This window comes from Nocardia sp. NPDC050175 (genome assembly GCF_044459885.1).
Classification (GTDB): Bacteria; Actinomycetota; Actinomycetes; order Mycobacteriales; family Mycobacteriaceae; genus Nocardia.
Genome location: NZ_JBITJI010000011.1, coordinates 142082 through 154443, shown reverse-complemented (window position 1 = coordinate 154443; position 12362 = coordinate 142082). Strand labels below are relative to the sequence as shown.

The 12362-nt window shown below is 67.7% G+C and carries 6 protein-coding genes; 2 read left to right on the top strand and 4 right to left on the bottom strand.

All coding sequences use genetic code 11. The annotated features are described in order from the left end of the window. Positions 1–31 precede the first annotated feature (31 nt). Positions 32–793, top strand: coding sequence for a TetR/AcrR family transcriptional regulator (locus ACIBK2_RS32280; RefSeq protein ID WP_396972727.1), 762 nt, complete (start codon positions 32–34; stop codon positions 791–793). A 3-nt stretch (positions 794–796) separates the two neighbouring features. Here ACIBK2_RS32280 and ACIBK2_RS32275 read toward each other — a convergent pair whose 3' ends face one another. The 4 genes from ACIBK2_RS32275 to ACIBK2_RS32260 form a co-directional block, all read right to left on the bottom strand. Next, positions 797–2341 (bottom strand): alpha/beta hydrolase, encoded by a 1545-nt coding sequence (locus ACIBK2_RS32275; protein WP_396972725.1) that lies wholly within the window; start codon positions 2339–2341, stop codon positions 797–799. Positions 2342–2429: 88 nt separating this feature from the next. Further along, positions 2430–3077, bottom strand: coding sequence for a pentapeptide repeat-containing protein (locus tag ACIBK2_RS32270; RefSeq protein ID WP_396972723.1), 648 nt, complete (start codon positions 3075–3077; stop codon positions 2430–2432). 67 nt (positions 3078–3144) lie between these two features. Continuing rightward, positions 3145–4398 (bottom strand): RNA polymerase sigma factor, encoded by a 1254-nt coding sequence (locus ACIBK2_RS32265; RefSeq protein ID WP_396972721.1) that lies wholly within the window; start codon positions 4396–4398, stop codon positions 3145–3147. A 1-nt stretch (position 4399) separates the two neighbouring features. Continuing rightward, positions 4400–4804: a YciI family protein gene (locus ACIBK2_RS32260; RefSeq protein WP_396973064.1), complete on the bottom strand. Its 405-nt coding sequence runs from the start codon at positions 4802–4804 to the stop codon at positions 4400–4402. Positions 4805–5128: 324 nt separating this feature from the next. Here ACIBK2_RS32260 and ACIBK2_RS32255 point away from each other — a divergent pair, with 324 nt between their 5' ends. Continuing rightward, a complete protein-coding gene (locus ACIBK2_RS32255) occupies positions 5129–12352 on the top strand; it encodes an amino acid adenylation domain-containing protein (protein WP_396972719.1) in 7224 nt (2407 codons plus the stop codon). The last annotated feature ends 10 nt before the right edge of the window (positions 12353–12362 follow it).

Below are 12362 nucleotides of genomic sequence, written 5' to 3'. Positions count from 1 at the left end.
GAGCACAAGCGCTGAGGAGGCGAACCGCACGATGGCCGACGACACCCCGCCGAACGAGTTGGTCCGCCTGTGGCGCCTGCCCATCGGTCCGCGGCTGGGCCGCCCGGCCGGGCTGGATGTCGATCTCGTCGTCCGTACCGCCGTGCAGCTGGCGGACCGAGACGGGCTGTCGGGTGCGACCTTGCCGAAGATCGCCGAAACCCTCGGCGTCACACCGATGTCGCTCTATCGCCACATCGGCTCCAAGGAGGAGCTGCTCGTCCTCATGGGCGACGCGGGCACCGGCCCGCCGCCGACTTACCCTGCGCCAGCAGGTGATTGGCGCCCGCCACTGCGCGAATGGGCCGTCGCCCTCTGGTCCGTGCACCGGCAGCGCCCCTGGCTGACCCAGCTGCCGATCGCCGGGCCACCCAGCGGCCCCGGTGCCATCGGCTGGATGGACGCGGGCCTGCGCGCCCTGCGCGGCACCGGCCTCGACGCCGGCGCGAAGGTCGGCGTGGTGACGGTGGTCAGCGGCTACGTCCGCCAGGCCGACCTACTCGCCCAGCAACTCGAACAGGGCAGGCGCACAACCGGTCTCGACGAGACCGAAACGAACCGCGACTACAGCCGCCACATGGCCCGCCTGATCGACCCGGCACGCTTCCCCGACGCGGCCGAACTCTTCCACTCCGACCTGTTCGAATCGGCCCCGCCGCCATCCACTCCCGACCCCGCCCAGGACGATTTCGAGTTCGGCCTGGCGGTCGTACTCGACGGTGTGGCCGCGACGATCGCCCGCGCCGACGCTTGATCGCTACTCACACACCGCGTTTCGGGCCGACGACGGATCAAGAAGGTAGCGCACGACGAGGCCGTCGATGCACTGGTTGACATCGTCGAAGACGACGGCGTGCCCGTCACCCTCCCGCGTCAGCAGCGGGCTGGCCAGGTAGTCCGCCATGCGCTCTGCGTTGCGCAGCGGAGTGGTCGGGTCGTGCCTCGTGCCGACGAGCAGCACCGGCGCCGAAGCGTCGGCGCGATGCGGCCGGAATCCCTTGGCTGTCCCCGAGAACGGCCAGAAATCGCAGATGTCCAGTGGGAACTCGGTGCGACGTGGTTCGTAGTCGTCGAAGGTCGCGGCGTCGTACACCGCCGCCTCGTCGGCTTGCCGCGCGGCCCGATCGTCAGTCGGCGCCGCGATGTCGGCGCAGGTGATCACCTCGAGTGCATTTTCGTACATGTCCGAGGTCCAATAGGCGAGACCGGTCTCCGAGCTGGCTAGTTTGCGCATCGGGGCGCCGTCTCCGTGCCGGACCGCGCCGAGCGCATCGAGATAGGGTGCCCAGCCTTCGGGCCACAGGTAGCTCGCGATCAACGCTCTCAGGATGGCGATCGGCTCGACCGCGCGCGCCGCGCCCGCGGGGACGGGATGGTCCTTCGCGTCGCGCAGGATGCCGCGAAAGACGTTCTGCGCCTGGTCCGGATCGTCGCCGAGTGGGCAATCCGGGTGCCCTTCCGCGCGGTACCGGCCGACACAGAAGGCGGCCACCCGATCGAAGGTCTCCTGAAAGCCCTTCTCCTGACCTACGCGCATCTGGGTGTTGTTCTCGGCGACATCGACGACGCCGTCGAGCACGGCGGCGCGATAGCCGTGCGGGAAACGGTCGATGTACATCGCCGCGACCTGCGTACCGTAGGACACCGCAAGAATATTCAGCTGCGACTCACCGAGTACGCCACGCAGGACGTCGATGTCATCGGCGGCCTCGTCGGAACCGATGTGCTCCAGCACTTTCGAGGCGGTGCCGCGCATACACGAATAGACGAATGCCCGCCGCCACGCCTCGGTCGCCGCCACCGAATCCGAATACTCCGTGCGGTCAGCGCCGGTGGGATCACACCAGATCCGCGGTGTCGAGCGACCGACGCCGCGGGGGTCGTAGGAGACGATGTCGTAGTGTCGGCGAATCTGTTCAGGGAACGCCATGTCCAGCATCGATAGGCCGGTCCCGCCGGGGCCACCGCTGATCAGCAGCAGGGTGCCGTGTTTCTCGGCCTCGGCGGGCAACCGCGCGACAGCGAGCGAAACCGTCGACCCCGAATCGGGAGCCGGTCGACCGATCGCGTGATAATTCAACGGCGCGAGTATGCGGGCACACCTGCGGCCGTCCGCGGGTGCGTCCGGGAACCAGTCGCTCGGTCCACTTTTCACGCAGCGGACCCATTTGACCTGCTGGGTGTAAAAGGCATCCAGCTCACCGTTGCCCGGATGTTCGACCTTGTCATCAGAGCATCCGCCGACCAGCAGCGCCGCCACCACCGGGACAACGACAAGAGCCAGCATTCGCAAGGCTTGCACGGGTCGGCCTCCTCACTGCTCGGAGCCAGACGTTCGAACTCGACGCTAGATGAAACATTAGCAATGGAGTAGCGAGGCCCCAGGGCTATCAGGAGTTCCGGACCGCGATGCCGAGGTGGCGGGCGAAAGCTGGTGCCAATTCCATCAATTGGCCGTTGTCGATGGTCGCGCCGCGGAGGGAATCCAGGCCGTCGGTGATGTCGAGGGCGCGGGCGCCGCGCAGGTCGACCTTTGTCAGTTTGACCCGGTTCATGACCAGGCTTTCCAGGATCGAGCCGGGGAAGGTGACGTTGGCGAGGGTGGCGTCGCCGAAATCGCAGTCGCGCAAGACGCATTCGACGAAGGTGACGTCGCGGAGTTGTGCGGTGCGGAAGTTGACGGAGTCGAACTTGCAGCCCTCGAAGCGCACTCGGCGCAGCCGGGCGCCCGCCAGGTCGACGCCGGACATGGCGCCGGCGATGACCTCGCCGTCGATCCAGCCGGTGTCGGCGAGCTCGGTGCCGATCCAGCGGACGTTGCGCAGCCAGACGTCGGCGAATCTGGTGTGGCGCATGCTGCCCCTGTTGAAGGCCATCGAGGTGAACGCCGACTCGCTGAAGCGGGCGTTCTGCACGTCGACCTCGTCGAGCTCACCGCCGTCCAGATGCACGCAGTCGTAGTCGCCTTCCGGCTCGAGGTCGCCTTCCAGTGGCGCGAGGTGGCGCGCGTAGGGCAGGTCTTCGAGCTCGCTGGGCATCCGGGATCCTCCTGATGACGGTTCATGGTGCGACAGCGGTCGAGTATTCCGGTCGGCACCGACAAGTTCATACCGAGGTCGGTCCCGGATCGAGACGGGCCGCGCGGGCGTTCAGGTACCGCTGTTGCGGCAGGCTCATAGCCCGTTGCGCCGCAAGGAGATACGCGGCGCGGGCGGCCGCGGTGTCGCCGGTGGACTCCAGCAGGTGGGCGCGTACGGCGTGCAGGCGGTGGTCGTCGGCGATGCGGCCGTCGGCTTCGAGGTCGTCGACCAGTTTCAGGCCCGCGTGCGGGCCGCGGGCCATGGATACCGCGACTGCGTGGTTGAGCGCGATCATCGGATTGTCGACGAGGGCGAGCAGGCGTTCGTAGAGCAGCATGATCTGCGGCCAGTCGGTCGCCGAGTAGCTCGGCGCCTCGTCGTGCAGCGCGGCGATCGCGGCCTGGAGTTGGTACGGGCCGGGCACGCCGCGCGGCAGGGCCGCGGTGATGAGCGCGATGCCCTCGGCGATGAATTCGGCGTGCCAGCGGGTGCGGTCCTGATCTTCCATCGGGACGAGCTCACCGCCGGGTCCGGTGCGCGCCTCGCGGCGGGCATCGGTGAGCAGCAGCAACGCCAGCAGGCCCGCCACCTCGGCGTCGTCGGGCAGCAGCCGGTGCACCAGGCGGGTGAGCCGGATTGCCTCCGTGGACAATTCGACGCGGTGCAGGCTCGGGCCGGAGGTGGCGGCGTAGCCCTCGGTGAAGATCAGGTAGAGCACGTGCAGCACCGCGGCGAGGCGCGCGTCGCGATCGCCGAGGGCCGGGGGCGCGAAGGGCACGCCGCTGTCCTTGATCGTTTTCTTGGCTCGGCCGATGCGCTTGGTCATGGTCGGCTCGGAAACCAGGAAGGCGCGGGCGATCTCGGCGGTGGTCAGGCCGCCGACGGCACGCAACGTGAGCGCGACCTGGGACGAAGGCGAGAGTGCCGGGTGACAGCACAGGAACAGCAGGATCAGGGTGTCGTCGGAATCCGTCGGCTGCCGATCGGCGGGTGGGGTCAGCCAATCCTCCGGCAGCGCCCACCGAGCGACCGTCTCCTCGCGCTGTTTTCGGGCCTGCTCGCCGCGCAGCAGATCGGTCAGTCTGCGAGACGCGACCGTGATCAGCCAGGCTCGCGGATTGTCGGGAACGCCTTGGGTAGGCCATTGCGTCGCCGCGGCGAGCAGCGCCTCCTGCACCGCGTCCTCGGCGGAATCGAAATGACCGTAGCGACGCACCAAGGCGGCGAGGACCTGCGGCGTGGAGACGCGCAGCAGGTCCGCCACCCCATCATTCGACATATCAGCCGAACTCTGGCGGCGCCTCGGCGAGCGGCCGCACATCCGCATATGCCGTGTCGGCGATATGCGCGGGCCCCGGGCACTTGCCGAGCCCGGCCGCGATTTCGGTAGCGCGATCGAAGCTTTCGCACTCGATGATCCAGTAGCCCGCGAGGACTTCCTGCGTTTCGGCATACGGTCCGTCGGTGACGAACGGTGCGCCGTCCTTACTGCCGATCCGCCGGGTGTGCACCGGATCGACCAGCGCGCGAGTCTCCACCAACTCGCCGGACGCCTCCAGCCCGTTGTTGAAGTCGGTCATGAATTCGACCATCGCCGCCACCTCCGCGGCCGTCCAGGCGGGCTTGCCGGTGCCCTTGCCCGCCATGCCGTCGTAGTCCTGCTGCGAGCCGTAGCTCAGGATCATGTATTTCACGGCAACTCCTCTGGGTAGTCGGCACCGCGGTGGCACCGCTCGTCAGGAACGTCGGAGCCGTTGACCATTCTCGGACATCTGAGCCGATAGCATCTCGAAGCAAGATCAAGTGATCTGGATCACAGTTTAGATCCGACAGACTGGTCGCTCCGAATCACGCACTTGAAGTTCTCTGAAAGTTTGCGGACGAGCGGTTTTCGTCCGGTCCTCGTGCTGAATCACAGTACCGCCGCCCGCGCCGCGCTGGCGGTGGGCTTGCTGGCACGGGTGCCTCGCAGGCGGTGTGACGACAACTCGACGGAACGGAGCGATCTGATGTCAGCAGCAGTGACTGACCCGCCCGCGGAGTCCGACCGACCGGACGCCGAGAACCCGTTCCCGCTATCGCACGCTCAGCTAGGCATCTGGAATGTGCAGCAGGTCGCCCCGGAGTTGCCGCAGACCGTTTCACAATATGTCGAGCTGCGTGGCGAACTGGACGTCGAGTTGCTCGCCGAGGCCATCTATCGCTGCGGTTTCGATATGCAGAGCCTGCAGGTGCGCGTCGTCGAGATCGGCGACCAGCCGTGTCAACTGGTCGATCCGGGAGTGCCGCTCGGCGTGCTGCACGTGGATCTGCGGGGCGCCGAGAATCCGCGCGCGGCGGCGCTGCAGTGGATCGAACGCGATGTGACGGTGCCGATGGATGTCGCCGGTACCCCGCTCGCGCGGAACGTGGTGCTGCAAACCGGTGTCGCCGAATACTTCTGGTACGGGAAGATGCACCACATCGCCATCGACGGATACGGCGGCATGCTGCTGTTCCTGCGGATCGCGGAGCGGTACAACGCGCTGCGCAACGGCGTCGAGGCGAGCCGGACCATGGCCGAGTCGCTGTACACGATCTACCGGATGGAGCGGGACTACCGCGCGTCCGCGGACTTCCTCGAGGACAAGCGGTTCTGGCAGGAGCAGGTGTCGCACCTGCCCGAGGTGTTCACGCTGAGTGGCCGGGCCGCGCCCGCGAACCGGCAGCGGCTGGTCGAGGCGGGCATCCTCACCGACGACGCGGCCGGCCTGCTCGACGCCGCCCGGACGGCGCTGCGGGTGTCGCGACCCGCGTTGTTCGTTGCCGGGCTGGCCGCGTATCTGGCCGCCGCCAGCGGGAATCGCGATGTCGTGCTGAGTCTTCCGGTGACGGCGCGTACCACGGTCGGGCTGCGCTGCTCCGCGGGGTTCGTCTCGAATGTGGTGCCGCTGTACATCCCGGTCGCCGAGGGCGCGCGGATCGACGAGCTTGCCGAGCAGACCCATCGGCAGATCACGGCCGTGCTGGCGCATCAGCGTTATCGCCATGAGGACATCCGGCGCGACCATGACGCAGGCCGTGGCTCGCGCGGCCTGTTCGGGCCGAGCATCAATATCATGTTGTTCCACAACGAGATTCGACTCGGCGAAGCTGTGGGATCCACCCATGTGGTGTCCACCGGGCCCGTCGAGGATCTGTCGATCAACATCTACAACGGGCCGCGTGATGCCGGTCTGCACGTCGACTTCGTCGCCAATCCGGACCGTTATGCGGTCGATGAGCTCCGCGATCATCATCGGCGCTTTCTCGACTATCTCGCCGAATTCCTTGCCGCGGCACCGGAAACCGCGGTGTCCGAGCTGGCACTGATGAGCGCGACCGAACGCAGCTTGGTCGAGGTGGAGGATGCCGCGACCGGAGTTGCGGCACCCGAGGTGACCTTGGTGGAGTTGTTCGAAGCTGCCGCGAAGGCGCATGCCGGGGCGACGGCGGTGAAGTTTCTCGACGAGTCGCTCAGCTATGGCGAGCTCGATGCTCGGGCGAATCGGTTGGGGCGCAGGCTGATCGAGGCCGGGGTCGGCCCGGAATCGCTGGTGGCCGTTGTGGTGCCGAGGTCGCTGGACCTTGTCGTCGCGCTGCTCGCGGTGCTCAAGGCGGGCGGTGGGTATCTGCCGATCGATCCGAGCTCTCCGGCGGATCGGATCCAGTACCTGCTCGGCGATGCGCGTCCGGTGTGTGTCGTCGTTTCCTCTTCCCATAGCGTTGAGCTGCCTGCCGGATTGCCTGCCATCGAGGTCGATTGGGCGGCGTTGTCCCGGTTCGACACCGCGGCGATCACCGACGCCGATCGTCGCGCGCCGTTGGTGCCGCGCAATGTCGCGTATGTGATCTATACGTCCGGCTCGACCGGACGGCCGAAGGGCGTGCAGATCCCGCATCGCAATGTGGCACAGCTGTTTACCCGGACCGAGGAGTTCTTCGGATTCGATGAGCGCGACGTGTGGACGATGTTCCATTCGGCGGCCTTCGACTTCTCGGTGTGGGAGTTGTGGGGCGCGCTGCTGCACGGCGGTTCGCTGGTGGTGGTCGACTACTACACCTCGCGTTCGCCTGCCCAGTTCCTGGAGCTGTTGCGGCGCGAGCGGGTCACGGTGCTGAATCAGACGCCGTCGGCGTTCTATCAACTGGCCGAGGCGGATCGGGTCGAGCGCGCCGGTCTGCCGCCGCTGGCGTTGCGGTACCTGGTGTTCGGCGGCGAGGCGCTCGAAGTGCGTCGGCTGACGGACTGGTATGCGCGGCACGATGATTCGCGGCCACGGCTGGTGAATATGTACGGCATCACCGAGACCACGGTGCATGTGACGTTCGGCGGGCTGGACCGGGCCGCCGTTGCCGCACCGAACGCCGGTGGCGTCGGCCGGGCGATCCCCGGGCTGCGGATTCTGTTGCTGGACAGCAGGTTGCGGCTGGTCCCGCCGGGGGTGGCGGGTGAGATCTACGTGGCGGGCGATCAACTGGCCCGCGGTTATCTCGGTCGGCCCGCGTTGACGGCGAGCCGGTTCGTGGCGAATCGGTTCGGCGGGCCGGGGGCGCTGTTGTATCGGTCCGGTGATCTCGGGCGGTGGCGCCCCGATCGGGGGCTCGAATATCTCGGCCGGGCCGACCATCAGGTGAAGATCCGCGGTTTCCGGATCGAGCTCGGCGAGATCGAGGCGGCGCTGCTCGAACACGATGCGGTGCGGCAGACGGCCGTGATCGTGCGCGAGGACGAGCCGGGTGACCGGCGGATAGTGGCGTATGTGGTCGGGCATCCCGATATCGCGGCACTGCGGGACCACGCCGGATCGCTGCTGCCCGAGTACATGATTCCGGCGGCCTTCGTGGTGGTCGAGGCAATTCCGTTGACCGCCAACGGCAAATTGGATCGCCGCGCATTGCCCGCACCCGTACCGGAGGTGACGGCGTACCGCGCGCCGCGGACGCCGATCGAGCAGGGTGTGGCGCGCGTCTTCGCCGAGGTGCTCGGGGTGGACCGAATCGGATTGGACGACAGCTTCTTTGCGCTCGGCGGGAATTCACTGGCGGCGACCCGGGTCGCGTCCCGGCTCGGTGCCGCGCTGAACACCAAGGTGCCGGTTCGGTTGCTGCTCGAGCAGGCGACCGTCGCAACGCTCGCCGCGCGGTTGGCCGAGCAGACGGGGGCCGCTGCGCGGATCGCGTTGCACGTTCGGCCCAGGCCGGCCCGGATCCCGCTGTCACCGCAGCAGCAACGGCTGTGGTTCATCAACCGGTTCGATCCCGAATCCGGTACGTACAACATTCCGTTCGCCTTGCGGATGCGGGGCGATCTCGATATCGAGGCGCTGCGCGCGGCGTTGGCGGATGTGATCGATCGGCATGAAGCGCTGCGGACGATCTTTCCCGACGGTCCGGACGGCCCGAGTCAGGTGATCCTGCCTGCGGCAGGTGTTGCGCCCGCGATGCCGCTCACCGACCTGTCCCCCGCCGAGGTCGAGGTCCATCTGCGGGCGTTGGCTCGGCGCGGATTCGACTTGACGATCGACACGGCGTTGCGGGTCGAGCTGCTGCGCACGGGCGACCACGACTATGTCCTTGCGGTCGTCATTCAGCACATCGCGGCCGACGGCTGGTCGCTGACGCCGTTGTGTGCCGATCTGATGGCGGCCTATCGTGCACGTCAGGGTGGACAAGCTCCGCAATGGGTGCCTTTGCCTGTTCAGTACGCGGATTACAGTCTCTGGCAGCGGGATACGATCGGCGACGAGTCGATGCCCGGCAGCGCGGCGGCGATTCAGTTGGCCTACTGGCGGTCTCAGCTGGCCGATCTGCCCGACGAGCTCTCCCTTCCCTACGATCGGCCGCGGCCCGCAGTGCAGTCCTTTCGTGGCGGTCGGGTCGGGTTCGCCATCGATGCCGAAACCCATCACGCGCTTGTCGAATTGGCGCGCTCGCACAATGCCACCTTGTTCATGGCGGTGCATGCCGCGCTGATGGTGCTGCTGGCCCGGATTTCGGGGGTGCCGGATGTAGCGGTCGGTACGCCGATCGCCGGTCGTGGCGAGGCCGAGTTGGACGAGGTGATCGGGATGTTCGTGAACACGGTGGTGTTGCGGACTCGGATCGATCCGAGCGAGTCGTTCACGGATCTGCTTGCGCGGCAGCGCGATATCGATGTCGATGCGTTCGCCCACGCGGAGGTGCCGTTCGAGCGGCTGGTCGAGGTGCTCAACCCGGTTCGCTCGACCGCACGGCATCCGCTGTTCCAGATCATGGTGTCGGTGGACAGTTCGGCGCCGGTACACGTGGCGCTGCCGGGGGTCGAGGTGGTCGCGGCGGAGATCGAGGCCGGTATTGCCAAGTGGGACTTGCAGTTCGCGCTGACCGAGTCCTATTCCGCCGATCGTCGCGCGGGTGGGCTCGAGGTGTGCCTGACCTATGCGACGGACTTGTTCGACGACGCGACGGCCGAGCTGATCGGTCGCCGGTTCGCCAGGGTGCTGTCGGCGGTGGCCGCGAACCCGGCGGTCATTGTCGGGGATATCGAGATTCTCAGCGCGACGGAGCGGGCGGCGTTGGCGGCTGTGCGCGGACGGCCCGCGACTGCCGCGGTCACTTTGGCCGACTACTTCGCCGCGGTTGTCGAACAGTCGCCCGACCACGTTGCGGTGCAGGCCGGTTCGGTGCGGCTGACCTATCGTGAACTCGACGCGCGGGCGAACCGGCTCGCCCGGATGTTGATCGGCCGTGGTATCGGCGCGAATGATGTTGTCGCGCTGGGATACGCACGGTCGGTGGACAACGTGATCGGCTGGCTCGGGGTCGCCAAGGCGGGCGCCGCGTTCCTGCCGATCGATCGCGGTCATCCGGCCGAGCGGATTCGGTCGGTGCTGTCGGACTCCGGGGCTCGGGTCGGTCTCACCACGGCGGACGGCGCGGCGAGCCTGCCCGATACCGTGCCGTGGCTGGTGGCTTCGGATCTGGACGCGTTCGACGCGGCGTCGGTCACCGATGTGGATCGGGTGCGCGCGGTTCGCGTAGATGACCTCGCCTATGTCATCTACACCTCCGGCTCCACCGGCACACCCAAGGGTGTCGCGGTAACCCACCGTGGGTTGGCCAGTTTCGCGGCCGAGCAACGCGATCGGTATCGGGTGCACCAGGATTCGCGGACGCTGCACATCGGGTCGCCGAGCTTCGACATCTCGGTGCTGGAGCTGCTGATGGCGTTGTGCGCGGGCGCGACGATGGTGATCGCGCCGACCGACATCTTCGGCGGCGACGCGCTGGCCGAGTTCCTGGCTCGGGAGCGAATCACGCACGCCGCCATCACCCCCGCGGCGCTGGCGAGTATCGACGCGGTGCGCTGGCCGTTGCCGCGGTTGCGGCTGCTGGTGGTCGGCGGCGACGCGTGCGGTACGGAACTGGTCGAGCGCTGGGCACCCGATCGGGACATGCTCAACGCCTACGGGCCGACCGAAGCGACTGTCGCGGTGACCATTTCCGAGCCGATGCGGCCGGGCGGGCCGGTGGTGCTCGGCCGGCCGATCCGTGGCGCCGGGGTCGCCGTGCTCGACGCGCGGTTGCATCCGGTGCCGCCCGGAGTGGCGGGTGAGCTCTATCTCGCCGGGGTCGGACTGGCGCGCGGCTATCACCGGCGGCCGGGTCTGACCGCGGGTAGGTTCGTCGCGAATCCGCATGGCGGGGTGGGTGAACGGATGTATCGCACCGGTGATCTGGCGCGGTGGACGGCCGCCGGTGAGCTCGTCCTGCTCGGTCGGGCCGACCATCAGGTGAAGATCCGCGGTTTCCGGATCGAGCTCGGCGAGATCGACTCGGCGCTGGTGAGTCATCCCGAGGTCGCGTATGCCACCACCTCCGGGTACGAGATGCCGAACGGGACAACGATTTTGGCATCCTACGTGCAGCTGACGCCCGCCGCCGAATGCGGAGCGAGTGAGCTGGCGGGTTATCTGTCGAACCGGGTGCCGAATTACATGGTGCCGCAGTCGATCACCGTGTTGGACACGTTGCCGCGCACGCCTGCCGGGAAATTGGATCGGGCGACGCTGCCGGAACCGGTGCTGCGGGCGGGTGCGGGTTATCGGGCACCGCGGTCGGCGGCGGAGTCGGCACTGTGCGAGGCCTTCGCGGAGGTCCTCGGTCTGGATTCGGTGGGCGCGGACGACAGTTTCTTCGAGCTCGGCGGAAGTTCGCTGCTGGCAACGCGAGTGGTCTCGGTGGTGCGTGCGCGGCACGGGTTCGACGTGCCGGTGCAGGCACTGTTCCTCGATCCCACGCCGGCCGGTGTCGCCGCCCGGCTCGAGCCGGGCGCTCATGGCGTCGCGGGCACGATCGACGCGGCCTTCCAGACGATGCTGCCGATTCGGGCGCAGGGCACGGCGGCGCCGCTGTTTTGTGTGCATTCGGTGAGCGGCGAATCCTGGAGTTACGCAGGGCTACTCGCGCATCTCGGGCCCGAGCGGCCCGTCTACGGGTTGCAGATCACCGACCTGGTCGAGGCCGGTGCCGAGGTCGACACGGTCGAGCTGCTCGCCGAACACTATGTCGCGGAGATCAAGAAGGTACAGCCGAACGGGCCTTACCATCTGCTCGGTTGGTCGCTGGGCGGAGTGATCGCCTATGAGATCGCCGGGTGCCTCGATGAGGCCGGTGATCGAGTGGCGCTGCTGTCCATGCTGGACACTCGGCTCATCGAGGGCGACCTGGAGGTCGCCGATCCGACCGCCGGTCAGCTGCTCAGCGCGCTGCTCGGTGATGCGGCCAGGGTGATGGACGAAGTCACTGCCGAGCAGGCCGCCGCGCTGCTGCGTGCGCATCAGGGCCGGTTCGCGTCGCTGACCGCCGCGCACGTCGAGCGGTTGTATGCCAGTTATCTCGCGTGCTCGCGCATGGGGTTCCGGTTCAAGCCGCGCGGTTACACCGGAGACCTGCTGTATTTCACCGCGGAGACGGATTCCGCGCCCGTCGACGAGCACGGCCGGATCGTCTCGGCCAGGGGTGCGGCGGCCTGGTACCCGTTTGTCGACGGTGCGGTGCACGAGCACTTCGTCGCCTGCGCACACGGCGAGATGACCTCTCCCGAGGCGCTCGCGGAGATCGGGCCGGTGCTGAGCCGCTACCTCGAAGAGGCCGCGTCGGAGGTCCGGGCCGAAGGGCAGGCGGCCTGCTGTTGTGAGCACTCTTCGCACTGTGCGAAATGCGCGAGCTGATCGCGTGACA